The sequence below is a fragment of the Halomonas sp. LC1 genome, assembly GCF_030247125.1.
Lineage (GTDB): Bacteria > Pseudomonadota > Gammaproteobacteria > Pseudomonadales > Halomonadaceae > Vreelandella.
Map to the genome: position 1 here is coordinate 320,269 of NZ_JASSPG010000004.1, position 24,234 is coordinate 344,502.

At 56.6% G+C, this 24,234-nt stretch carries 25 protein-coding genes; 12 read left to right on the forward strand and 13 right to left on the reverse strand.

The window, feature by feature from the left end:
- The first annotated feature begins 86 nt into the window (after window positions 1-86).
- Window positions 87-869, forward strand: coding sequence for a thiol:disulfide interchange protein DsbG (gene dsbG / locus QIT27_RS08915; RefSeq protein ID WP_285263529.1), 783 nt, complete (start codon window positions 87-89; stop codon window positions 867-869).
- A 187-nt stretch (window positions 870-1,056) separates the two neighbouring features.
- On the opposite strand, the gene QIT27_RS08920 is transcribed toward dsbG, so the two are convergent.
- The 4 genes from QIT27_RS08920 to QIT27_RS08935 are packed head-to-tail and all read right to left on the reverse strand — an operon-like array spanning window position 1,057 to window position 3,055.
- Window positions 1,057-1,479 (reverse strand): DUF6691 family protein, encoded by a 423-nt coding sequence (locus QIT27_RS08920; protein WP_285263530.1) that lies wholly within the window; start codon window positions 1,477-1,479, stop codon window positions 1,057-1,059.
- The gene (locus tag QIT27_RS08925; RefSeq protein WP_371825106.1) at window positions 1,476-1,928 is read right to left on the reverse strand and encodes a YeeE/YedE family protein; all 453 of its coding nucleotides are present in this window, start codon (window positions 1,926-1,928) and stop codon (window positions 1,476-1,478) included. The genes QIT27_RS08920 and QIT27_RS08925 overlap by 4 nt, the downstream gene beginning before the upstream one ends.
- A gap of 28 nt (window positions 1,929-1,956) precedes the next feature.
- Entirely contained in the window at window positions 1,957-2,148 is a 192-nt protein-coding gene (locus QIT27_RS08930; RefSeq protein WP_285263532.1) for a YgaP family membrane protein, read from the reverse strand.
- A 40-nt stretch (window positions 2,149-2,188) separates the two neighbouring features.
- Window positions 2,189-3,055: an MBL fold metallo-hydrolase gene (locus QIT27_RS08935; RefSeq protein ID WP_285263533.1), complete on the reverse strand. Its 867-nt coding sequence runs from the start codon at window positions 3,053-3,055 to the stop codon at window positions 2,189-2,191.
- A 199-nt stretch (window positions 3,056-3,254) separates the two neighbouring features.
- On the opposite strand from QIT27_RS08935, the gene QIT27_RS08940 reads away from it, so the two are divergent.
- A complete protein-coding gene (locus QIT27_RS08940) occupies window positions 3,255-4,856 on the forward strand; it encodes a methyl-accepting chemotaxis protein (protein WP_285263534.1) in 1,602 nt (533 codons plus the stop codon).
- Window positions 4,857-4,922: 66 nt separating this feature from the next.
- On the opposite strand, the gene QIT27_RS08945 is transcribed toward QIT27_RS08940, so the two are convergent.
- From QIT27_RS08945 to QIT27_RS08955, 3 genes are all read right to left on the reverse strand, one after another.
- Entirely contained in the window at window positions 4,923-6,143 is a 1,221-nt protein-coding gene (locus tag QIT27_RS08945) for a glycosyltransferase family protein (RefSeq protein WP_159342722.1), read from the reverse strand.
- An 18-nt stretch (window positions 6,144-6,161) separates the two neighbouring features.
- Window positions 6,162-7,112, reverse strand: a complete 951-nt coding sequence (locus tag QIT27_RS08950) for an HAD-IIB family hydrolase (RefSeq protein WP_285263535.1) — start codon at window positions 7,110-7,112, stop codon at window positions 6,162-6,164.
- Between the two features lie 380 nt (window positions 7,113-7,492).
- Window positions 7,493-8,566 (reverse strand): OmpA family protein, encoded by a 1,074-nt coding sequence (locus tag QIT27_RS08955; RefSeq protein WP_285263536.1) that lies wholly within the window; start codon window positions 8,564-8,566, stop codon window positions 7,493-7,495.
- 119 nt (window positions 8,567-8,685) lie between these two features.
- Here QIT27_RS08955 and QIT27_RS08960 point away from each other — a divergent pair, with 119 nt between their 5' ends.
- The 3 genes from QIT27_RS08960 to QIT27_RS08970 all read left to right on the forward strand — a co-directional run bounded on the left by QIT27_RS08960 (window position 8,686) and on the right by QIT27_RS08970 (window position 10,894).
- Complete coding sequence (locus QIT27_RS08960; RefSeq protein ID WP_253015649.1) at window positions 8,686-9,411, forward strand: hypothetical protein; 726 nt, start codon at window positions 8,686-8,688, stop codon at window positions 9,409-9,411.
- Between the two features lie 5 nt (window positions 9,412-9,416).
- Window positions 9,417-10,001 (forward strand): FlgO family outer membrane protein, encoded by a 585-nt coding sequence (locus QIT27_RS08965; RefSeq protein WP_285263537.1) that lies wholly within the window; start codon window positions 9,417-9,419, stop codon window positions 9,999-10,001.
- 80 nt (window positions 10,002-10,081) lie between these two features.
- Window positions 10,082-10,894 (forward strand): glycosyltransferase family 32 protein, encoded by an 813-nt coding sequence (locus tag QIT27_RS08970; protein WP_285263538.1) that lies wholly within the window; start codon window positions 10,082-10,084, stop codon window positions 10,892-10,894.
- Window positions 10,895-10,967: 73 nt separating this feature from the next.
- Here the strand turns inward: QIT27_RS08970 and glyA are convergent, their stop codons facing one another.
- Window positions 10,968-12,233, reverse strand: a complete 1,266-nt coding sequence (gene glyA / locus QIT27_RS08975) for a serine hydroxymethyltransferase (RefSeq protein WP_285263539.1) — start codon at window positions 12,231-12,233, stop codon at window positions 10,968-10,970.
- Between the two features lie 156 nt (window positions 12,234-12,389).
- On the reverse strand, window positions 12,390-13,793 hold the full coding sequence (locus QIT27_RS08980) for an aq_1923 C-terminal domain (protein WP_285263540.1): 1,404 nt from the start codon (window positions 13,791-13,793) through the stop codon (window positions 12,390-12,392).
- A gap of 160 nt (window positions 13,794-13,953) precedes the next feature.
- Between QIT27_RS08980 and QIT27_RS08985 the strand changes: the two genes are divergently transcribed.
- Together QIT27_RS08985 and QIT27_RS08990 are read left to right on the forward strand one after the other, a co-directional pair.
- Window positions 13,954-14,181, forward strand: a complete 228-nt coding sequence (locus QIT27_RS08985; protein WP_502875194.1) for a DUF4258 domain-containing protein — start codon at window positions 13,954-13,956, stop codon at window positions 14,179-14,181.
- A 28-nt stretch (window positions 14,182-14,209) separates the two neighbouring features.
- Window positions 14,210-14,401, forward strand: a complete 192-nt coding sequence (locus tag QIT27_RS08990; RefSeq protein WP_285263542.1) for a DUF2283 domain-containing protein — start codon at window positions 14,210-14,212, stop codon at window positions 14,399-14,401.
- 67 nt (window positions 14,402-14,468) lie between these two features.
- Here QIT27_RS08990 and QIT27_RS08995 read toward each other — a convergent pair whose 3' ends face one another.
- Entirely contained in the window at window positions 14,469-17,033 is a 2,565-nt protein-coding gene (locus QIT27_RS08995; protein ID WP_285263543.1) for an ABC transporter permease, read from the reverse strand.
- Window positions 17,026-17,841 carry an ABC transporter ATP-binding protein gene (locus QIT27_RS09000; RefSeq protein ID WP_285263544.1) on the reverse strand — a complete coding sequence of 272 codons (816 nt, stop codon included), beginning with the start codon at window positions 17,839-17,841 and terminating at the stop codon, window positions 17,026-17,028. The genes QIT27_RS08995 and QIT27_RS09000 overlap by 8 nt, the downstream gene beginning before the upstream one ends.
- A gap of 124 nt (window positions 17,842-17,965) precedes the next feature.
- Between QIT27_RS09000 and QIT27_RS09005 the strand changes: the two genes are divergently transcribed.
- The 5 genes from QIT27_RS09005 to QIT27_RS09025 all read left to right on the forward strand — a co-directional run bounded on the left by QIT27_RS09005 (window position 17,966) and on the right by QIT27_RS09025 (window position 21,972).
- Complete coding sequence (locus tag QIT27_RS09005) at window positions 17,966-18,577, forward strand: arylesterase (RefSeq protein WP_285263560.1); 612 nt, start codon at window positions 17,966-17,968, stop codon at window positions 18,575-18,577.
- Between the two features lie 82 nt (window positions 18,578-18,659).
- On the forward strand, window positions 18,660-18,959 hold the full coding sequence (locus QIT27_RS09010) for a type II toxin-antitoxin system RelE/ParE family toxin (protein ID WP_285263545.1): 300 nt from the start codon (window positions 18,660-18,662) through the stop codon (window positions 18,957-18,959).
- Window positions 18,956-19,258, forward strand: a complete 303-nt coding sequence (locus QIT27_RS09015; protein ID WP_285263546.1) for an addiction module antidote protein — start codon at window positions 18,956-18,958, stop codon at window positions 19,256-19,258. Before QIT27_RS09010 ends, QIT27_RS09015 begins: the two co-directional genes overlap by 4 nt.
- A 79-nt stretch (window positions 19,259-19,337) precedes the next feature.
- Window positions 19,338-20,051: a transglutaminase-like cysteine peptidase gene (locus tag QIT27_RS09020; protein ID WP_502875195.1), complete on the forward strand. Its 714-nt coding sequence runs from the start codon at window positions 19,338-19,340 to the stop codon at window positions 20,049-20,051.
- Window positions 20,052-20,064: 13 nt separating this feature from the next.
- Window positions 20,065-21,972, forward strand: coding sequence for an EAL domain-containing protein (locus tag QIT27_RS09025; RefSeq protein ID WP_285263548.1), 1,908 nt, complete (start codon window positions 20,065-20,067; stop codon window positions 21,970-21,972).
- 59 nt (window positions 21,973-22,031) lie between these two features.
- Here the strand turns inward: QIT27_RS09025 and QIT27_RS09030 are convergent, their stop codons facing one another.
- Together QIT27_RS09030 and QIT27_RS09035 are read right to left on the reverse strand one after the other, a co-directional pair.
- Window positions 22,032-22,355 carry a hypothetical protein gene (locus QIT27_RS09030; protein WP_044630740.1) on the reverse strand — a complete coding sequence of 108 codons (324 nt, stop codon included), beginning with the start codon at window positions 22,353-22,355 and terminating at the stop codon, window positions 22,032-22,034.
- A 103-nt stretch (window positions 22,356-22,458) separates the two neighbouring features.
- A partial coding sequence (locus QIT27_RS09035; RefSeq protein ID WP_285263549.1) for a hypothetical protein occupies window positions 22,459-24,234 on the reverse strand: 1,776 nt, incomplete at its 5' end.

A 24,234-nucleotide genomic window follows, 5' to 3' on the forward strand; every position in this document is an offset into this window, starting at 1 on the left:
CTGACCTCGTCATCACCTGCGATACTGGTAGTCGATCACCTGACGGGGCATAGTGCCCCGTTTCGTTTTGCAAAAAGGATGATGCAATGTCATGCGTTTCGTTAAAGCGTTTCTGTCGTTTCAGCCTACTGGCCGCTGTAACCTGTGGCACCGTCACCAGCCACGCCGATGAGCTACCCGCCCCCGTGCAGGCGCTCGCCAACCAAGGATTGACGGTTCATGGCGAATTTGAAGCGCCGGGTGGAATGCGCGGCTTCGGGGCCAGCGTACAAGGCCAGGATATGGCGATTTATCTCACGCCTGATGGAGAACACGCGATCATTGGTACGCTGGTCGATAGTGAAGGCAGCGACCTGACTGAGGCTCAGCTCGATGAGCACGTACGTGCGCCACTGGAAGCCGATACCTGGGCACTGCTCGAAGAGAGCCACTGGATTCAAGATGGCGACCCAGACGCCCCACGCCTCATCTATACCTTCACCGACGCCAACTGCCCTTACTGCCGTCAGCTGTGGCAACAAACGCGCCCCTGGGTAGAGGCGGGTGAGGTCCAGTTTCGCCATATCATGGTCGGTATTCTCGCCCCCAATAGCCCTGCGTTAGCCGCTACGCTACTCGGTGCAGACGACCCTTCCGCCGCCTTGCACCGCCACAGTGAAGGCGATGAGTTCGCCCCCAGCGCGCAGCCACGGGATATCGAAGAGCAGGTCTACGCCAACAATCAACTTTTTGAAGAGCTGGGTCTCTATGCCACGCCCACCAGCGCTTTCCAGCGTGAGACGGAAGGCGGCACGGTGCGTATCGAGCGTATCCAAGGCTTACCCAGCCAAGAGCGCCTTATCGAGATGATGGGTAGCGAAGCACCTTAATGCTCGATCAGCTCTTAGCGTTCAACGAAAGGGCGGCCTCATAGCCGCCCTTTTGTGTTATTTGCTACGCCTGAGGCATCAGCGCCTTGTTCGATTCGTGGCATGCCGGCACCCCTGCACTGACTTTAGTCGCTGAATGACGATGCTCCACTGAGCCCGGCCGAGCGCTATCCGCAACGCTGATCAACTATCGGGAGAGTCGCTGAGCGATCCACCAACCCACTACCATCGCCGCCAGTAGCGCCAGCAGTGGCAACGTTAGCCCACCAATAGAGGCAATCGCAGGCCCAGGGCAGTAACCTGAGAGGCCCCACCCCACTCCAAACAGCGCCGCGCCGCCTAACAGTTTGGCATCTAGCTCTTGCTTGGTCGGCAGTTGGAATTGGGTGCTAAAAAGTGGCGTACCGCGGGCAAAGACTAACCGGTAGCCCACAAAGGTGGTGCCCACTGCGGCTCCCAGTACAAATATCAGCGTTGGGTCCCAGACACCGGCAATATCCAAAAAGCCGAGTACCCGCGCGGGGTCGGTCATCCCAGAAATCGCGAGCCCCAAACCAAACAGCAGGCCAGCGAGGTATCCCGCTGCGGTTTTGACGGCCGGTGTGCTCATACCCCACCTCCGATGACATGCCGAACCACATAGACCGTCGCGATGGCCGCGACCAGGAAGGTTCCAGTAGCCGCCATAGACCGGGGCGCTAACCGCGCCAAGCCACATACGCCATGGCCGCTGGTGCAGCCACTGCCAAGCCCCGTGCCTATCCCCACCAGCAGGCCTGCTAACAACATAAGCGGCACGCCGCCTGCAGGTTCACCAATCACCGCACCGGGCACACCTGCCACGTTCCCAAGTCCACCCCCAACAGCCATGACCAGTAGCGGGCCACTAATTAGCCCCGCTAAAAACGCCACCCGCCAAGCACTGTCTCCTTTAGGCCGCTGAGTAATTAAGCCGCCAATAATGCCGCTAATACCGGCAATACGCCCTAGCGCGCCCATCAGCCACACCGCTGAAAGCCCAATCAGCACGCCACCTACCAGCCCTTGCAGGCTCGCCATCGCATTCACAAATAACTCCTTGTACGATCTAACGCTTGGTTTTGCATGTTGAAATCCCCAGCAGCGGGTAGAGTGGGCAGAAACTAAATAGCCCCGTCGCCAGCGGAATCACGCCGACCCAGCCCCATGCGCCAATCGTGCCTGTTAGCGCTAGCACAATGAGCAGTGCGCCCACTGCAATACGCGCCATTTTGTCAAAGCCACCTACATTCGTTTTCATTGCTGGATACCTGCCGATTTAAAGTTGCGCCACCCACCGCTCAAAACCGATTGAGCGGTACTTTTAAGTACACCTGGCCGTCATCTTCGGCAGGCGGTAGCTCACCAGCCCGCATATTGACCTGCACAGAAGGAATAATCAGGCGCGGCATGCCTAACGTGGCATCTCGCTCGGTACGCATCTTGACGAACTCTTCCTCGCTAATGCCGTCGTGCACATGGACATTGGCCTGGCGCTGTTCGGCAACGGTGGTTTCATGCTGATAGGCGTCTCGACCCGGCGCTTTGTAGTCGTGGCATAAGAACAGCCGCGTTTGCTCGGGCAGTGCCAGTACTTTCTGAATGGAGCGGTAAAGCGTGCGGGCGTCGCCGCCTGGGAAATCACAGCGCGCCGTGCCGTAGTCCGGCATGAATAAGGTATCACCCACAAAGGCGGCATCGCCCACCACATAGGTTAAGCAGGCTGGCGTATGACCCGGCGTATGCAGCACCCGCCCTTCAAGCCCACCGATATTGAAGGTGTCGCCTTCTTTAAAGAGCGCATCGAACTGGCTGCCGTCCCGCGCAAACTCAGTGCCTGCATTAAAGGCTTTCCCAAAAATTTCCTGCACGTCGACGATGTGGGCGCCAATGCCGGTGCTGCCGCCCAGCTTGGTATGTAGGTACGGTGCGGCGGACAGATGATCCGCGTGGACATGGGTCTCTAGTATCCACTCCACCTTCAGCCCTTTGCCACGCACATACACAATGATCTGCTCCGCCGAACGAACGTCGGTGCGACCGGCGGCGTAATCGAAGTCGAGTACCGAGTCGATGATGGCGCATGCATCGCTGTTGGGGTCTTCCACCACATAGCTGAACGTATTGGTCGGTTCGTCGAAAAAGTGGGTGACGATGGGTCGTTGCATCAAGGGCCTCCCATTGATAGCTGACGTGCATTAAGTCCGTGCACTGAGCATAGCGCAATTTTAAGTTATATATTTATATCTTTTAGAATTAAAGATAAGACTATATCGTCACCTTTTTCTTAATTCGACTAAGGTATGAGCAATGTTGGCCGATAACAGTAAGGGCTTACTTACTGATTGGATTTTTCACAGGGACACCATGAACCGTTTGACAACGACACAGAAACTTTGGAGCACCCTCGGCATCATCTGGGTGGCGATGCTACTCCTCGTGGGCTGGCTGGCGTGGGAGAACCGCCAAACCATCGAAAGTGAACGTCGCGATAGCATTCAGCATATTGTGAGCAGCATCCATGGACAGTTGGAAGCGCTACAGGCGCGCGCCGAGAGCGGCGAATTGACGGAAGACGAAGCGCAGCAGCGAGCCATCGATAACATTGCCAGCGTGCGCTTTGGCGAAGGCGAGTATGTGTTTGCCTTCGATAACGACTTGGCGATCGTGTCGCACCCTAATCGCCCACGAGGCGAGGATATGAGCGCTTATCAAGATGCCAGCGGCATGCGACTGTACGCTGCCTTCTTGGACGTTGCCCAAGCCGGTGGCGGTCATGTGGACTATTACTCGCGCCGCATCAGCGGGGATGACCAAGTGCCCAAAGTGAGCTATGTCGCACACCTGCCAGAGTGGGGTTGGTCATTGGCCGCCGGCGTCTATGTCGACGACATCAATGCCGCCTTCATTACCGGCCTGATTCGCTCAGCGATCATTTTATTAGTGATTGGCGTGCCGGTGACGCTGCTAATGGGCTGGGTCATTCGTGACGTTGCCCGTCGTCTAGGCGGCGACCCGCGCTATGCAGCCACGGTGGTACGCCATATTGCCGATGGTGACCTTACCCAAGCCGCCACGCTCTCCGCCAAGGATCAGCACAGCTTGCTGTATGACATTAACCGCATGCGCGAGACGTTGGCAGGCACCATCAGCGACATTCACCACGGTGCCGATCAGGTGAATCATGGCGTGGAGCAGATCGTCGGTGTCAACGAAGAGCTCTCCACCCGAACTGAAGAGCAGGCGGCCTCCTTGGCAGAAACCGCCTCCAGCATGGAGCAATTAACGGCCACGGTGAAACAGAACGCCGACCACGCTGACCATGCCCGCACCCTGGCCACCAAAACCGCTGAAAGCGCCCAACGCGGTAGCGACGCTATGGCGTCAGTGATTCACACAATGGAGAACATCAACAACAGCGCGACGCAAATGAGCAGCATCGTGAATACCATTGATGCCATCGCTTTTCAGACCAATATTCTGGCGCTGAACGCCTCGGTGGAAGCGGCCCGCGCAGGCGAGCAAGGCCGTGGTTTTGCCGTCGTCGCCAATGAAGTGCGCCAGCTGGCCAGCCGCTCGGCGTCCGCCGCCCAAGAGATCAAAGGATTGATCGAAAACGCGGATGCGCAGGTGGTCGAAGGCAGCCGCCAAGTCAAAAACACGGGTGAGATGATTACCGGTGTGGTCGCCGATATTCAGCAGCTCAGTACGCTGGTACAGGAAATCTCGGCAGCCACCATCGAGCAGAGCAGCGGTATCGAGCAGGTCAACCAGGCCGTGACGCAGATGGATCAAATGACCCAGCAAAACGCGGGACTGGTACAGCAGAGCAACCACGCGACCCAGCAGCTAGCGCAGCTAAGCACCCAGCTTCGCCACTTGGTGACTAACTTCAAGTTGAACAAAGAAACCCACCAGCCTGCCATTGCCGCGCCCGCAGCCCAACCCTCTTCCTTCAGCGACTTCTAACTAGGCATTGCCCCCGCCCGACTAGGCGGGGGCTTGCTCACCTTACTTCCCAGCTACACTTCCCAGCTACACCTTGCCCTGGTTATCCAACTCTACCGCTTCGTGCATTCGCGCCAGTATATCGGGTACGGCGGCCTGTACCCGGTTCCAGCTAGGAATGAACGGCCGTTCGCGGGGGTTATCCAAGAATAAATTGCCTGCTTCCAGCAGATTGCTGGCAAACAGCTCCACCGCCTGCTCTTCACAGTGGCGATCCAAACTCAGGCCATTCATGGTGGCGTCGTGGTCGTAGGCTTCGATCAAATCGAGTGCTAAACGGTAGTACGTCGCTTTTAGCGTGCGGAAATCTTCACTGCTGAAGCTCACGCCTTGGGTGGCCAGCTTACGGTACAGTGCTTTGGCGATATCCAGGCTCATGCGATTCAGGCCGCCGTTGGCATCATCCTCGCTAACGGGCTGATGCTTGTGGTCGTAGGCATCGGCAATATCGACCTGACAGAGCTGGCGATGGGAGTAGTTACGCTGCAGCTCAGACAACACCCCAATCTCCAGGCCCCAGTCAGCGGGGATACGAATGCCTTCCAGCACATCGCTGCGCATCGCAAACTCCCCCGAGAGCGGATAACGGAAGCTATCCAAGTAGTCCAAATAGGGCAGCGGCCCGCATACGGTTTTGAGCGCTCGCAGTAGCGGCGTCACCATCAGCCGAGACACCCGACCGTTGAGCTTTCCTTCGGCAATGCGGGGGTAATAGCCTTTGCAGAAACTGTAATTGAACCGTGGGTGAGCCACGGGATACATGAGCCGCGCCAGCAGGCTACGGTCATAGGTCAGAATATCGCAGTCATGCAGGCCAACCACCGACGAGCGGCCAGAGGCCAGCACGTATCCTGCGCAATACCACACGTTGCGCCCTTTGCCGGGCTCTAAGGCTCCTAAACCGTGGCTTTCCAGCTCGGCGTCTAGCTCACGCAGGCGTGGCCCGTCGTTCCACAGAATGCGGGTGTGCTGGGGAAGACGAGAGAAGAATTCGCGGGCATATAGGAATTGCTCACGGTCTGCCCGGTCCAGGCCGATCACAATCTCATTGAGATAAGGCACTTTCACCAGCTCATCGACAATGGCCGAAAGCGCTGGGCCTTCCAACTCGGAAAATAGCGACGGGAGTATCAGCCCCATCGGACGACGCTTGGCAAACTGGCCTAGCTCCTGCTCGAGCGCCTCCACCGGACGGCGAGTGAGGTTGTGGAAATCGGTAATGACGCCATTCTGATGAAAATCACTCATACGCTGATCCCTCGTTGATTATGCCGTAACGGACGCTTGGGTAGGTGCCGCCGCTAATCGGCGGTCGTCTCGCCCCCACCAGTGGGCCACCCCCTCGGCCCAGCCTGTCGGCCCGGTTTCCTGAGTGCGATATAGCGCTGTATTCGTCGGCGTGACGGTCAAGTCGTGGCACCCTTTGATCACGACGGCCTGATCGACGGCATCGAGCATGGATATATCGTTCGGGCCGTCACCTAGTCCTAATGAGAGCGGCTCACGGCCACGCAACGCGGTAAAGCGCTTGATGAGCCAATCAACGGCGCTGCCCTTATCCGAGGCTTTCCCCATCACATGCCAAAAGCGTCCGCCTTGGGTGAGCATCAAGCCATCGCCTTCCAGCGCTAACCGGAAATTGGCCAGCGCAGCCTCGTCGTCTTCCCAAATAAGCGGCTCGCTGCCTTCACGCTGCCGGGCCGCTTTGGCGCGGGTTTCGTCTAAACCGGTGAGCGACATCACAGCCGCCATATCCAGTTCGCTCATCCGGGTAAAGCGCACGCCCAAACGCTTGCGCCAGACGTTCAGCCGTGCACGGATAAACCCCACGTCCACACCGGTGTGTTTCACGACCACGCCGTCCAGCCCGCTGCCAGGGCGATCTAACCGGGCGTGACACCAGCCCGGCGGCAGGCCAATCACAGCGCCGTTTTCCGCCACGAACGGCGTCGCCGTTAGGCCTAGCGCTTCACGCAGGGAGATCAGTTCGGCACGGGTTTTACTGGTGACTGGGATCACGGGCACGCCCAGCTGTTTTAGGCGAGCCAACCAAGGCGCGGCAGGAGAGAAGTCGTAACTGTGGTGATCGAGCAGCGACCCATCTAAGTCGGTGACCACCAAGCGCGGCTGAAGGGCCGGGTCGGGGCTTCCTGGCGGCTGCTGGGTAAGGCTCGCCCCCTCAGAGTGGGCGACTGTCGTGTGGGTGTGTTCGGTCATGACACCACCTTATTGCGTTCTTGAAAGCCGTTACGCGGACGTCGTTCTTAGATAAGCAATAAAGCAGAATGCATGCCAATAGCATTTAGACAATAAAAATCAAACGCTTGAAAAAAATCACGGTGCCATAACGACGGCAAGCACCAAAACAGGGCACCTAAAGTGCACCAGTACAGTGCGGGAAGAGGCCCGTAATAAAACGGCGCCGGAAGACATCTGCAAAAAAATTGCACAAAGCCTTGGCAAACGCTCACAAATAGCTATACTCGAATTGTACCCACTGACAACCTTGTACACCCCCTCACCTGATGTCAGTGGGCTGCAGTGAGCCAAGCCCTTTCGTGCCCGCCTCCCCCGGCGGGCTTTTTTTGACCACACTGCTACTCCACGTGAATCACTACCTCGACGCGGCGATTGCGTGCCCGCCCTTCTGCCGTGCTGTTATCTTCCAACGGCTGCGTCGCCGCTAGCCCCACGGCCCGCAGCCGCTCTGGCGCAACACCGGCCGCTTCCAAGGCTTCGACAATGGCAATCGCACGGGCGCTAGAGAGCGCCCAGTTCGAGGAGAACTCTGGGGTATTAATGGTCTGGCTATCGGAGTGGCCCTCAACCCACACTTCACCGTCATAGCGCTGAATCGTCTCCAGCAGGCTACCTACCAGCGATGAGCCGCCTTGTGTCAGCTCTGCCGTCGCCGAGGGGAAAAGCAGCCTGTCCTGCACGCGTAGGCTGATCCCTTCGGCCACCCGGGAGACTTCGACACCCTCCAAGTTGGGCAAATAGGGGGACGCCTCTACCCGCTCGGCCAAGTTTTCCGTGAGTGCTAGAGCGCTACTGATGGCCTCGTCGCTGATCTCTTGTACATTCACGGGGGGGCGATCCGTGAGAAGTACCATGTAATCCGCCAAGGGAAGCGGCGCTGGCGGATCCTCTTTCTGCACCAGAGGCGTGGGCAGCCTCGGCGTTGACGACGAAGGTGCAGACGCCAACGCGGCTTGCAGGGTGTCGGTGAGCGACGCTACCCGCGCAGGCTCTGATGGTGATGCAGAGTTCACCACCTTTTCCGGCAGCGCCAGTAACGGCGGCACGCTGGGCACCACCTCGGCCCGCGGGGGCAGCCCTGCCACGCCCAAGGCGGCGCTGATCGCCATGGGGCTGAGCTCACCTGGCACCACCACTGGCATTGGGGAGCGCGGTGGACGACGCTCATCCAGTAAGGCAGGCAGCGGCACTTCCAGCGGTGTCGCCAGGCCTGTGCTCGTGTCCACTTCCGCGTCATCGGGGGTCCAGTCGGGGCTTGTGACCCCGGCAGCCGCAATAATGATGACGAATAGGGCGACCAGCAGCGTCATAATGTCGATATAGCTGATCATCCAGCCGCTGTTGCTATCGTCCTCAGGATACGTCGACATCAGGGAGTCATGACGTGGGCCGCTGCGGTGGTCCTCAAGCATGGGAGTGATTACTCATTCAAGTTTCTAACCTCGTGGCCGATCTATGCTAAGCATGGCAAACTAGTCTATCAAAAAGCCGATTAGTAGCGATAAGGAACTACCAGGTGCGCACTCGTCCTATGTCACACCCCATTGTCGATTTTTTACGCCCCGTTGGCCTGGGACTTGCGAGCCTGATGCTCAGCGGCTGTTTTTACGCCAGCACTTCTCAGGCCCCCATTGCCACAACATACCCCTATACGGAACAGCAAAAAATGCAGGCCGCCCAGCACTGGGAAGTGCTTGCTCAGCATGAAGCCGCCGGCATCCTATCCAGCGAGCGGGTGCGCTTTCGTGACCTACACATTGCGGCGCCGGAACATGAGCAGTACGGCTCATATTACAGCGGCGGGGAATTCGAGCGTGGTTTTAGAACACTGTTGACCAGCGAGCTAGTATCCGGTGGTGGCAGCGTGACGACTCAGCCTCGCGCTAACGGCGCCACCATCCAAATCGACGTGGAAGTGGTCGAACACCGGGATCGCGGCTATACGCGCCCCCCCTTCGGCGCTTACACCGCCTTGGCGAGTGGCATCGCGGTGGCCAGTATCCCGTTGGGCAACTGGAGCGAGCCAGCATTGGCACTCATTCCGGCGGCCATGGTGGCCGACACTACCAACGGTAGCTGGACAGCCAAGGGTAATGAAGAAATCATCATCACCACTCAGATAGTGGAACAGGATCAAATCCTCTACTCTTCCTCCAATATCTATTACATTAATTCGGGTGATCGTCGCCAATATGCCCCGCACCGGGTCCCTAGAACTCCCACGACCCCGACCGTTTCTATCACTGATACTTGGTAATGTTTATGTCTTTACGTTCGATTTTTGCATTAACGTCGGTGCGCCTGTTTCGCGCTGACGTTTTGGCTGCACTTTGCATGACGTTACTGCTGACGGGCTGCGCTAACTTGGGCAACAACGCTCAGCCTCAAGAACCAGAACCTGACCTGTCAGAGCTCGCCCATGAAGCGGCAGAGCAGATGGTGATGAACAACCCCGACTTGACCCGCTACAGCCCGATGATTGCGGCCACCTTTGTCAGTATCGACAACCTCAGCCAATCCTCGACCTTTGGTCGGATCAGTTCTGAGATCATGGCCTCGGCCCTGGCCCAACAGGGGATGCAGGTTCGCGAAGTCAAAATGCGCGATAGCATGTTTATCGAAGAGAGCGTGGGGGAGTTGATTCTATCCCGCCAAGTTCAGCGGCTAAGCTCTCAGCACAATGCACGTTCTATCCTGATGGGTACCTATGCCCAAGGTCAGGACTATTTATACGTGAGCGCTCGTGTCGTTCGCGCTGGCGATGCCATGGTATTGGGAAGTGCAGACTTCCAATTGCCATTGGATAATAATATGCGCAGCCTGTTAGAGGCTCAGGGCGGCTGGTAATACCCCGCTCTTACACCACTGACGTACTGAAAGCCTAGCCAACACGCTAGGCTTTTCATTTGCTCATCGAAAGGACGACCATGTCTTCACGTCGCCGTACCCGCCAGCCCCATATCGTGGCCGTCAGCCGGGTGATCAAACTGTTGGCCAACATTACGAAAGTATTGAGCTATGGATTTCACGCCCTCTTTCCCAACAAGCGTTTTACGCTGCCAGAACGCGCAGCCCCCTGGCTGCCCGCCAAGCAAGAGACCGTCATCCCTCGTATTATTTGGCAAACCAACTTTACCAATAAGGTGACGCTGCCGGTTTATCTCAATTATCTTTTCAATCGTCTGATGGCACCGCGCTTTGAGTATCGTTTCATGATCACCCAAGCGCGCCAGGACTTCATTAAACAAAACTTCGACCCTGCGTGGCTCGAGAGCTACGATAAATTGCAGATTGGTGCCGCTCAGGCCGATTTTTGGCGACTATTGGCACTTTATCAACATGGCGGCGTTTACCTGGACATCGACGCCCATGCCATATGGCCATTAGGCCGGGTAGTACCCGCAGATATCAACGAGTTGTATGTGACGACCCGCAAAGGAGAACTAAGCAACTACTTTATTGCCAGTCGTCCCGGTAACCCCAACCTGCTTAAATTGATTGAGCAGGTGCATCACAACATCGTAGAGAATCAGCTTACTAACGTGTTTGAGCTGACGGGGCCGGGCGTTTTCATCAAGCTATTGGATCAAGCTCACGTGCCCACGGTCTCCTACCGTCATGCTTGTAACCAAGGCAGCTTTACCAATGAACACTTCCAATATATTGATAAGAAAGCGGGCAAGTGGACCAAGGAACAGCAAAAGGTGAGCATCATTCGCCAAGACTCGCCCAAGCCCTAATTAACTCCCCTCAAATAAAAAGCGCTAGCCCTGAGGGCTAGCGCTTTTTGCACACTATGTGGCAAAGCGGTATTTATTTATAAACCGGGAAGCGGCCACAAACTTCAGCAACTTTATCCAACACTTGGGCTTCAACGCTGCTGGTGTCTTCGCCTTTGGCCAGTACATCGAGGATATCGCAAATCCAGCCTGCCAGCTGCGCACACTCTTCTTCACCAAAGCCGCGCGTGGTGACGGCCGGGGTGCCGATACGCAGGCCTGAGGTGACAAACGGGCTTTGCGGGTCGTTCGGTACAGCGTTTTTGTTGACGGTGATGTGGGCGCGGCCAAGGGCAGCATCCGCATCTTTACCGGTCACGCCCTGCTTGATCAGTGACAGCAGGAACAGGTGGTCTTCCGTACCACCGGATACGATGTCGTAACCGCGGTCGATAAAGACTTTCGCCATGGCTTGGGCGTTCTTAACCACCTGTTGCTGGTAAGTTTTGAACTCGGGCTCCATCGCTTCTTTGAAGCAGATCGCTTTGGCAGCAATGACGTGCATCAGCGGGCCGCCCTGACCACCGGGGAAGACCGCCGACTGCAGCTTCTTCTCGATGTCCGGATTGTTCTCTGCCGAGAGAATCACGCCGCTACGCGGGCCGCGCAGGGTTTTGTGCGTTGTGGAGGTCACCACATGGGCGTGGGGCAGCGGGCTGGGGTAAACGCCAGCAGCAACCAAGCCAGAAACGTGCGCCATATCCACCAGCAAGTAAGCGCCTACTTCGTCGGCAATTTCACGGAATTTCGCCCAGTCCACGATTTGTGAGTAGGCAGAGAAACCGGCGATGATCATCTTAGGCTTGTGCTCACGGGCCAGCTCAGCGACTTGGTCGTAATCGATCAGGCCTTGCTCGTTCAGGCCGTACTGAATGGCGTTGTAGTGCTTGCCAGAGAAGTTAGGCTTGGCCCCGTGAGTCAGGTGGCCGCCCGCGTCCAGGCTCATACCGAGGATGGTGTCGCCCGGCGTGACCAGCGCTTGGAAAACGGCGCTGTTGGCTTGCGAGCCAGAGTGCGGCTGCACGTTGACGTAGGTTGCACCGAACAGCTGCTTGGCGTAGTCGATGGCCAGGTTTTCAGCGATATCGACAAACTCACAGCCGCCGTAGTAGCGCTTGCCTGGGTAGCCTTCGGCGTATTTGTTGGTCAGCTGGCTGCCTTGCGCTTCGAGTACGCGGGGGCTGCCGTAGTTTTCGGAAGCAATCAATTCGATGTGGGCTTCTTGGCGTGCCACTTCTTTTTGCATGGCATCAAACAGCGCATCATCGAATCCGGCAATTGTCATATCGCGGCTGAACATCGGCGGGAACCTCGTTACGAAAGGATCATCATGGAGAAGCGAGGCGGCTATCATACCGCAGGCGGACGCGACTTTCATCGCATCCGCGTCAGGTCTTACATGAGCATGTTTCATGTTGCCAGCCGCCCCTCAAACCTGACCGACCGGACAACCACGCTATTTCAACTCAACAGTGAAGGTGAGCCGCTCGCTGCTGCCCATGGGGTTGAGTATGAATTGATTGAGCATAAACGGATTGGGTAGCTCGACATCGACGGTGAGGGATTGGGCGTGGCCTGCCATGATATCCACCATACCGACCATCAGCTTCGTGATTTGCGGGCCAAGTAACGGCCCCAACTGCTGCGCCTGCGCCCAGGCTTGAGAGATCGCCTGCTCTTCGCTGATCCCCTCTTGAGCAGCCAGTTCAGTGGCCATGCGCGGTAGCATACCTTCATCGCGATATGCCACGGACACATGACCGCCGTACAGCGTCGCCGCTTCAAACAGGGCGGGGTTTTGTGTGGCCTGTTCTAAGCTGGCCCCTTTGGGCAAGCTGATGGGCACATCCATGGAGAACTCAAGGCCACCGACTCCGTCAAGCTGCAAATACCCTTCCGAGGTAAGGCGGTTGCGGTTGCTCGGTTCATTAGGGGTTGATTCCTGCCACTGGGAGGCACTTTGCCCCTCGGCACTTAAACGCCCGGTCCCGCCCGTCAGCACACGGTTCAAGGCTTGCAGCTCTTCACGCTCGGAGGGAGGCACTAGATGGATTAACTCGCCCAGATCAAATTCCGCACCGCTAAAGCCCGCTTCGCCTACGTAGCTATTGCCTTTTACCCAAGCGTTATCCAGTAATACGCTCCACTGCTCGCCGGTTAAACTGAAACCGTTCAATTCGGCATGCTCAAGGCGCTCTTCTCCGGGGCGGTCGAGCCCTTCTAACGCTTCAATGCGCATATCCCCTAATGCCAACGTCGCGGAAATGCCGGTAGCGAAGTCGTTCAGCTCACCGCTAACTCCTTGTAACGCGATGAGACCAACGGCACTGCTGCTCGCGTCTTCTAGCTCTAGGGAATCGATGGAGAGGAAACCGGCTAGTGCTTGGCTCTCAAGCTCAGCGGCTAGCTCATCTGCCAGGCTGCCCTCTAGCCGGAAGGTAATATCGCTCAGGCTGAGTGCGTTGATGATGCTACCTTCCGCTTCGAAGGTTTCTAACATGGGAACGGCAGCGCCAGGCTCTCGTAGTACCAGCTCGCCCACGGTCAACACCGGCGAGTCGAACCCCAATTCAGTCATACTGATGCCATCTAGAGTAATTGACGCTGGCCGTGCGTAACGACCATCCACGCGGTAACGATCAATCGAGAGCAAATCACCGTTGGTATAGGTAATCGCCACATCTTCCGCCACGTAGCTGTTGGCTTCTTCCACAAGCTGCCCGATAACCATACTAGCGCCATCGCCTGCCAGCTCTGCTTGTAAATCGGCCTCTAGCTGTTGCAGCGACGCCTGCGCGGCTCCCGCCACTAGCCAAAGCGATACCCCTGCAGCGCCCCACTTCACCACCTTCGCCTGCATGACACGACCTCCCTGTTGAAAGGTTTTAGCATATCACCAAGCTGCAGCACCGCCATCTCGATTTGAGGTGTAGATGGGTGAGGGTTAGGCCATACGAGTTATGCTATTCTCACCAAATTAGTGATGTGCGAACAATGAATCTTAACTTGAGCATCTAGGTATGTTTTGCAGACGTTTTGAACGCCAAGTACATATCACTCGCCACGCGCGAGAACGAATGCTTGAGCGCAACATTAGCGAAGAACAATTGATCGAGTTACTCGAAACGGGCGATACCCGCTTTAAAGATGACACTCGACTCTGGATTGCGAAAGCATTTCCTAAGCGCACCGATAATCTCGTGTGTGCGGCGGTCGTGTTAGAAGATTTATTAGTGGTAAAGACGTAATGCATCATTTTGACTGGGAGGCCATGCCATGAGAACCACTTACGATGAGGCTGATGATATCCTGGTGCTCCACCTTTCTGAGAAACCGATTGCTAGAGAGGCCTCTCAAGATTGGAACACCCACATTAGCTACGCTGATGACAATACCATCGTCGAAATTGTGGTTCTTGAAGCCTCAAAACAAGGCGCTTGGCCGCTATTGAAAAGCTATGCTGCATGATAATAAAGGGTGGCTCTTGCATAGGAAAGGCGGCTACAGATAGCCGCCTTTTTTATTGCTGGTAGGTTTATGCTTCGCCTAATAATCCTAAGCTAGCCGCCGGGGCTTGGCGGCGTAGGCTGTAGGAGAGCGCATGACCGATGAGACCTATCAGCAGCGCGCCGCCGATGGGGAGCGTTAGCCATAGGCCGATATGCAGGCGCGGGGTTAAGTCGAGCCAGTAGAGGTAGAGCGCGGCGGTGGCGAGCTCTGCAAGCACCGCCCCTAGCAGGCCGCTGGCGAACCCGAGCAAGGCATATTCGGCCCCTTGCACGCGGGAGATCATCCGGTTGCCAGCACCAAATACCCGCAGCAGGCCACTTTCATGGGCGCGTACCGGGCGGCTGGCGGTGAGCGCGGCGTAAAGCACACTCACGCCCGCCAACAGCACCAGGATTAGCACAAGCTCCACCGCACGAGTCACTTGAGTCAATACATCGCGCACCTGCCCTAGAATGGCATCTACGTTGAGCAGCGAGACGCCGGGGAAGTCGCTGACCAGCTCACGAACCAAGCCCTGCTCTTCGTCTGGCAGATGGAAAGCGGTGATGAAGCTATGGCCGAACGATTCCAGCACGCCGGGCGGGAAGATCACGAAGAAGTTCGGGTTAAAGCTGTCCCAATTCAGGCTGCGCAGGCTTTCAATGCGTGTTGTGATGCTGTCGCTGCCCACGGCGAACGTGATTTCGTCTCCCAATCCCAAGCCAAGACGCTCAGCCAAACCATCCTCCACCGAAATGGGAACAGTTTCTGAGTCGCTAGGAGGCGTCGCGTCCACTTCGCTCATCCAGCCTTCTGGCTCACTGGCAGGCGTAAACCACTGCCCTGCCACCACTTGGTTGCCTTCGGGCAGTTCGGATTGCCACGTCAAGTTAAGTTCACGGCGCAGCGAGTTATCGCCTCGGGCATCAGCGGGAACAGCATCTCTGGGCGCTTGTCCGTTAATCTCGGTAATACGCCCACGCACCATGGGATAAAGGGTGCTTTGGGTATCGACCCGAGGCGCAACCGCTTGCTCGAACGCATCACGCTCGCCGGGCTGAATGTTGATGGCAAAGTAGTTGGGCGTATCTTCTGGGAGCTGGTCTTGCCAAGTAGTGAGCAGATCCCCACGCACCAGGACAATCATCGCCATAGCAAAAAACGTCACCGAGAAGGCTAATAGTTGACCAAGCCCCGCCTGCTTGCGGCGGGCCAGCTGACGCCCGCCCAAGCGAAATGCCTGAACCCACTCGCCGCCGCCCTTAAGGCGCTGCACAGCGCGAAGCAAACCATTCAGCAATAAAGAACTCACGCCCCAAAGCAGCGCCAGTAAAGCCGAGCCACCCACCAGAAGCGCCAAGGCTAGAGGGAAGCTGCCTGAATAGAGCCACAGCAGGCCGCCAAATACGATGCTGGCCACCCCCACCACCAGCCAAGCGGCGGGCGGCAGCGGGTCCAGCTCTCGGCGCAGGACTTTCAGCGCGCTCACCTGCTTGATACGCAGCAGCGTTGGCCCTGCAAACCCCACCAGCACCGCCAGCGCGGTGAAGATGCCGAGCCACAGCGGCATAATGCCAGGGGGTGGCAGCGTCATGGGCAGAAAGCTAGTCAATAGCCACAGCAGTACGGCTTGGCCGACCAAGCCCAGCAGTGCGCCAATGAGGGAGGCCATTAACGCCAGCCCAATGAGTTGCAGGCTGAAAATCGTCACAAGCTGATACTGGCTGGCCCCAAAGCAGCGCAGCAGCGCAGCGGTATCCAGGTGACGCTCTACGTAGCGGCGGGTCGACATAGCAACCGCCACCCCAGCCAACAGCACCGCTGCTAACCCGGCCAGGCCTAAGTAGCTTTCCGCACGTTGCAGGGCGTTACCCAACTGCGGGCGGTCTACCCGCACATCACGCACTTCTACCCCATCACGCCTTAGCTGTGCCAACAAGCCTTGCACCTGATCTAACGCGGCGGGCGGCCCGGCAGCCAGCAGTTCAAACTCAATGCGTGACCCTGGCTGTACTAGGCCAGTGGCTTCAAGGTCAGCGGTATTGAGCATCAAGCGCGGGTTGAAGTTACCAAAGCCAGAGGACTGGTCCGCTTCGCGCTCGATAATCCCGCTAATGGTCAGCTCCGTTTGCCCCACCTGCACGCGGTCGCCAATCTCTATCTCAATCAGCTCGGCTAACCGTGGGTCTGCCCAGGCTTCGCCTGCAGGTGGGCCAGAGGCGATTTGCTCGACGCCGCTGCCCCTATCTACGTGAGAAACACCGTAATGCGGGTACACGTCATCCACCGCTTTGAGGCTGGCGGGCTGGAAGCGCTCCCCCTGGCTGATCATGGAGACCAAGTCCACCTGATCGCTCAGCGTAAAACCTGCCTGCTCTAGCGTATTGCGCAGCTCTTCTGGGAAAGGGTCGCGCTGTTCGAGCACTAAATCGCCCCCCAGCATCTGCCCGGCTTGGCGCTCAAGGCCGCGCTCCAAGCGATCAAGAAAAAAGGCAATCATGGTGGAAGCGGCCACCGCCAGTACTAGCGCGACAAACAGCGCCCGCACATCCGCCGCGCGAAGGTCGCGCTTTAAGCTCCGAGCGGCCAAACGCCAGTTGATATCACTCATCGCCTTCCCCGCTGTTGGCTGGGGCTGGCTCGAACGGGACTAGCTGGCCGTTAGTGAGGCGCAGGCAGCGGTCGCATCGGCGCGCTAAGGCGTGGTCGTGGGTGACGAGAATCAGCGTTGTGCCCGCTTCTTTATTCAGCGTGAAAAGCAGGTCGATGATCTGCGCACCGGTATCCGGATCCAGATTGCCAGTCGGCTCGTCGGCAAACACCAGCTCAGGGTCCGTCACGAAGGCACGCGCAATGGCGACGCGCTGCTGCTCGCCGCCAGAGAGCTGTTTGGGCTGGTGGGAAGTACGTTCGCCAAGCCCTACACGCTCCAACCACTGCTGGGCGGTGCGTGTTTCTCCGGCGCGGGGCGAAAGCTCCAACGGCAGCAGCACGTTTTCCAGCGCACTGAGCGTCGGCAGCAGTTGAAAGTTCTGGAACACAAACCCTACTCGCCCTGCCCGCAATGCGGCACGGCCGTCTTCATCCAAGCGGCTCAGCGCATGGCCAAAGAGTGTCAACTCACCGTCGCTGGGCGTATCCAACCCTGCTAACAAGCCCAGCAGCGTGGATTTACCCGCGCCGCTTTTACCCAAAATGGCAACGCTCTCTCCCGCCGCTACGCTTAACGACAGGTCGTGTAAGATGGTCAGCGTGCGTTCACCGCTGGTCACTCGTTTGGCCAGCTTTTCCGCATGCAGCACTGGCTGGCTCACAGCTTCTTCGGGAACCTTCGGGATAGCAGAGGGGTCGGTGTTGGGCGAGCGCGATGGCGCATCTTCGGTCGAGGTATAGGATGTTGGGTCAGAGGAGTAAGACATGAAACGTGGATTCCCTGTAGCAATTCGAAAACGAGCGGTTCAACAATGTTTGGCTCAGGCGCTGACCTTTCGACGGGAGCAAACGACGGCCCGACTCGGCGTGGCGAGCGCCCTGATGCTGGTAATGTTGTTGGGTGCTGCTCCGATATATGCCAGCACCTCTGAAGAAAACTTGCTGACGCTCCTTGTGATGGGTGACAGCTTGAGCGCGGCATATGGTATTGAGCAAGAGCAGGGTTGGGTCGCGTTGCTAGCAGAGCGCCTTGAGGGTGAGGCGCAAGTGGTGAATGCCAGCATCAGCGGCGAAACCACCTCAGGCGGTGCTCAGCGATTTTCCGATATCATCGGACAGCGTGAGCCGGATATCGTTCTGTTAGAACTGGGCGGCAACGATGGCCTGCGCGGTTTACCACCCGCCCAAATGCGCGCCAATCTCGCCACCATGATCGAGCAAAGCCAGCAAGCAGGCGCAGAGGTGCTGCTGTTAGGTATCGATATTCCACCGAATTACGGTCAAGCCTACCGCGATGCCTTCACCGGGGTCTATCACTCTCTGGCGGAGGAGTACGACCTCTCGCTCGTGCCCTTCTTACTGGAAGATATCGCCCTCAACCAACAGTTGATGCAAAGCGATGGCATTCACCCCACGGCAGACGCTCAGCCGATCATTCTCGACAACGTTTGGCCAGCGCTTGAACCGCTGCTGGAAGAGACGTATCAGGCTTCTTCTCAGTAGTATACTTTGCGCACGGCACCGACTGGCTAAGCACCGTTTTTCATAGCTTGCACGCATGTAGTCTAAGAACTACAATATTTTTATGCTCGCTATCAAACAGACCGACACTTACCGACGGTGGGAACGTAAGCTCCGCGATTCGCGCGCCAAAGCACTGATTGCCGCCCGTATTTTCAGGCTGGCCAACGGATTAGCTGGCGATGTAAAACCCGTTGGCCAAGGCATCAGTGAACTGCGTATTCATCATGGCCCAGGATATCGTGTCTATTTTAAACAACGCGGTAATGAGCTTGTCATCCTGTTGTGTGGTGGCGATAAAAGCACGCAGCAAAACGATATCGATACAGCGCAGCGTCTGGCAGCACAATGGGAGGAATCATGAGCGATAAGATTTACGACTATGACCCGGCAGCAGCCTTAGAGAACGATGAAGCCATCGCTCTCTTTCTCGCTGATGCGCTGGAAACTGGAGATGCCACTTATGTTGCTAAAGCGATGGGTATCGTAGCGCGCGCTAAAGGAATGACAGAGCTTGCTCGCGAAACCGGCCTCTCCCGTGAGCAGCTCTATCGTTCGTTCAGCGAGCAAGGCAACCCAACGCTGAAGACGATGTTGGCCGTCATGCGTGCACTGGGTATGGACTTGACGGCAAAACCACACCAAGAAGAACCAGTCATATAAACGTTGATACTTTCTTCTGAGGAGATATAGCGCTTTTTTGCCTTAGCTTGTAGTCTTAAGCGATATTTGACCAACGCTAATGGCGTCCATGTCTACTTCCTCCTCCCGCCCGCCTTCCACCTTGTCGCGTCGGCAGTTTTTAGCCACTGCTGGCGCGTTGCTGTTAGGGGCCAAGCTGGGTATTTCGCCCTCCTCTGCCGTAGCCTTCAATCCCCAACAGCTGCGGCAAAGCATGCAGCAGTTGTATGGGCAAGGCGGTCTCAACGTTTTAGAAGAGTGGTTTGCATTGCTGGAGCGCTTACGTGGCCAGGACGTGCAAGCTCAGCTTCGCGATGTGAACGACTTTTTCAATCGCCGTGTGCGCTGGGTAGAAGATATCCGCGTGTGGGGAGAAGAGGACTTTTGGGCAACGCCCTTAGAAGCATTGGGTAAAAGGCAAGGCGACTGTGAGGATTACTCCATCGCTAAATACATCACCCTGAAGCAGTTGGGTGTGCCGGGGGAACGTTTGCGTATGATCTACGTTCGCGCCCGCATTGGGCGTAGCCAAATCACCCAGGCTCACATGGTGCTAGGCTACTACTCGACTCCCAATGCCGAACCGCTGGTACTGGACAACATTGCACCCTCCATTTCACCGGCTTCTCAGCGCAATGATTTAGACCCCGTCTTCAGCTTTAACAGCGACGGCCTTTGGGCAGGCGGTGGCTCGGAATCTCGTGCCGACCCGCTGGCACGGCTGTCGCGCTGGCGTAGCGTGATCGGGCGGATGCAATCACAAGGATTCATTTAAGAGGACTGGCGCTATGTCGCTGATTAAACAGCTTTGGCTGGCCATTATTGCGCTCTTGCTGTTGTCGTTTGTCGGCAGCTTGGCGATCAGTATTACCAGCAGCCGTGACTATATCGAGCAGGAAGTGCGCATCAAAAACGAAGACAATGCCACGACTCTGGCGCTCTCCATGAGCCAGCTCGACAAAGATTTAGTGATTTTAGAGCTGCTGATCTCGGCGCAGTTCGATACCGGTTACTACCGCTCAATCATTCTGCGCGATGCCGAAGGCGAAGTGTTGGTTGAGCGCCGCGCCGGTGAGTACAGCGGCGACGTTCCGGCTTGGTTCCGCAGCCTAGTGCAGTTCGATGTACCCACCGGCACCGCGACGATTCAAGATGGCTGGCGGCAGTTCGGCACGCTAGAGCTGGAGAGCCAGCACAGCTACGCCTATGCCTCTTTGTGGCGCAGTATGTTGGAACTCGCTGGTTGGTTTGTATTAGCTGGGGCGATTAGCTTAGCGATTGCCACCGTGATGGTGCGAGGCATCAAACATCCGCTGGTACGTGTCGTCGCTCAGGCAAAGGATATCAGCGCGCGACGTTTTACTACCATTCAGGAGCCCCGCACCTTAGAGCTGCGTGAAGTCGCTCAAGCGATGAACGTGCTGTCCGCTAACGTACGCCAAATGCTCAGCCAAGAGAGCCAAAAGCTCGACGAGCTGCGCCGACATTTGCAACACGACCGCGTCACAGGGGCTTTGAACCGTGAGGTGCTCATGGGCAGGCTGGCCTCGCTATTAGGTAGCGACGATGCCCGCGCCACAGGCCTGATGGTGATGGTACGCGTGCAAGCTCTAGAGAGCTTGAACGACCAGCTAGGCCACCAGGCCACTGACAAACTGCTTAGCACCCTGGTCACAGAGTTGGCCGCCCTGGAAACCAGCGCCGACGAAGCGATGATTGGGCGCTTAAACGGCAGCGACTTCCTGCTGATGTTGCCGTTGGAAGAGCAGCCAGATGCCCTACTACCCCGTTTGCAACAAGCACTGGAAAAGGTCGCTGCTAGTGCCCCTGAGGCTGACATACGCCTAGCGACGGCGCTAGTCGCTTACCACTCAGACGACGAGCGCGGTCCGCTGCTGGCCACGTTAGACGATGCCCTGGCCGAAGCTGAAAGTGATAGCAGCACGAGTAATATCGCTCTTCGCCAGCGAGAGCAAGGGTCGTTGTTCGGTAACCATACCGATTGGCGTAACGCGCTAACCGCGGCCATTGCCCAAGGCCCGCAGCTTGCTTATTTCCCTGTAGTCGATGCCCAGAACCGAGTACTGCACTATGAATGTCCTGCTCGACTGGAGCTTGCCAATGCTTGGCAAACGGCAGGCCTGTTCATTCCCTGGGTTACCCGTTTTGCGCTTGAGCCAGCGCTGGACATCGCCGTTGTGAAAAAGGCTCTCGTTCAGTTAGAAGCAAACCCAGGGCAGTTTATTGGCGTAAACCTCTCGATTGCGTCAATCAACAATGCACAATTCGTCAACGAGCTTCGTTTGCTGCTAGAGAAACAGCCTGCCCTCGCCAGCAAGCTCTGCTTCGAAGTGCCGGCTACGCTGACAGCGCACTCCATTGGAAGCCTACGCGGGCTGTGCAGCGCACTGCGGCCTCTGGGCTGCCAGTTTGGTATCGAGCATGTGGGCGCGGAATTCACTAAGTTGGCCGACTTACACGATGTAGGGCTTGCCTATCTCAAAATGGATAGCAGCTTGATTCGCGATATTCATGCCTCGAATGAGCAGCAAACCATCGTGCGCGGCATGGCCACGCTGTGCCACTCGCTAGGGATTCAGGTGATTGCCGAAGGAGTCTCAACTCCTGAAGAGTTAGAAAGCCTGTTCCGCACAGGTGTGGATGGGGCGACGGGACCAGGCGTACGCTTGAACTAATCGCTCAAGCTACCTTTAGTACTGTGATTCAGGTAAACCACGACGCGGCCTCTGCCGCGTCAAATAATACCGCCATCATCACTAATCAAATTCACATCGTTCTTAGCGCGCAGCGACTTACGCTCCATCACCTTACTCTGAGCGGCAGCGGGCAAATCGGTAAAGCTGAGCACGCCCTTCTCTAGCAGCACTTCCAGCATATCTTCTACGACCCGCACAAACGCTAGATCCGACGCGATCATTTGCGCCGACTGCCCCGTTTGCTGTGCCAGAAAGGCAAATACCTCTGGCGAATCCGCCGCGATGGTGTCATTACACTCAGGCGAGGGCTCTTTGCTGAGCATCACAATCTCCCCACGGGCATTTCGTTTGATGTAGAGCATAGCGGCTTCCTCTGTAAGTAAACGCGCTCATTGGTTGCGTAATGTAAAGCTGGGTGAGAGACGACAAGGCCGCCCGAAGGCGGCCTTTAGGCTGGGTGAGAGATTACTGGTCGATTTTGAGCTGTCCTGCCTCGATCATAGCTTTAATGACATCTTCATTCATATCTGCAAAATCACTCTGAGAAACGTCTTTCAAAGTGACGCTCTTACTGCTGCCATTTTCGCTATTTGACCTAATTTCAATTTCCAAGTCATCTTCTTGATCTGCTGCACTGATCAGATAATCGTCAACCGATCCCGAGCTGCCATCATCCAGCAGGTCAGAAAGGTCCAGCACATCATTGGCTACATCAAAATGCTCAATAGTGACGTCGTCTGAGCTGTCGTCCAACACGAACTGTTCGGCACTGTCGTCATCGCCGATAAGGATGCTACTAACATTTTCACCGCCTTGGATAGAGACATTATCGATATAGAGTGGACCATCGTACTCAGAATCCAAATTGTCAGCTTCAATACTGATGGTCAGCTTGCCGTTTTCATCCACCGTTGCCGACTTGTTAAACCAGCCACTCTGAGCTCCTCTATAACTATATTGATCATCGTTGATGGTGATATTGATCACATCACTTTCTTCCCAAAACTCATGTCCTTTCCAGTTAGCTGTCATTACATCGAATGACACCTCCACCGATTGGCCGGGGGTAAGATCTTCGTAGGTTTTCTCAACGGTTTGGCCCTCATGGACTTTCAGCATACCGTAACTAGTTGACGCTGCGCCTCCATGCTCTGTACTCCAGCCTTCATTACCCCGATCAAAGGTTTCTGAGATATCGGCTGTTGTATCACCCGCACTGGTAACGTCGAAGTCGAAAGTGACCTCATCGCCATCAGCGTCTTCGGCCATGACTTGCAGCGTGGTGGTACCCGCACCTGCGCCTTTCAACGAGTACTCGCCTGTCGCCAAGTTGACCGTCAGCGTACCGCCCAGCACGTTATTGACGATGACTTGGCCATTGGCATCAAGTTCGTCGTGAACCGTTCCTCCGACTTTCAGCGACTTCAAGCCACCATTTGCGCCCTGGCCATCAGAGCCAAAGTCCACATTATCCAGCAGGTTGCCTTCCAGGGTTCCATCTGTGGTGAGCGCCTGCTCGTCGCTGGCGGTTGGTATGAGCTGAACCTCAGCCGTATCGGTCGCCTCTGCATGATCTTTGGCGACCGTATCGTCGCTTGTTCCAGGGTTACGCTCAGTGGCTACCGCTTTGGCCGTTAATGTGAAGTTATCCGCTGCCGCAGGCGCCGTAACGGTCACCTGTCCGTCAAATGTGTGTCCATCTACCGTCAGCGTCCAACTGCCATCATCATTTTCTTCACCCGGGTCGAGGGTCGCCCCCGCTGGTACGCCTTCGATGATCAAGTCTAACGATTCACTACCATCTTGATCCTGAAGGCTCGCGGTTAAATCGAAGGTGTGTGTGTAGGTCTCTACCACTGACTGCATCACTTGTTCACCGAGACCAACGCTCGAGAGATCGACCATTTTTCCGTCTAACAGCAAGCTCTGGGGGTCAACAAAGAAACCATTGTCACTGGCGCCTTTACCACCAGCACTGTGCCCTTCAAACGCTACATATTGGAATGCTGTATCACTTACAACGTTAAGCGTTTCATTACTATTGAGTGACAGCTCTATCGGCTTCCCAACTTGATCACCTTGAGAATTAAAAAGCGTATAGCTGCCACTAATAATGCCTGAGTCGGACGGCATATTTAGTGCAAACGTGGCACTGGTCGTGGGGGTTGCCAAGTTAAGGACGAGGGTCTCGTTATCATCAATCCCGGGTTCACTCTCGTTGTCGCTTTTCTGCACGCCTAG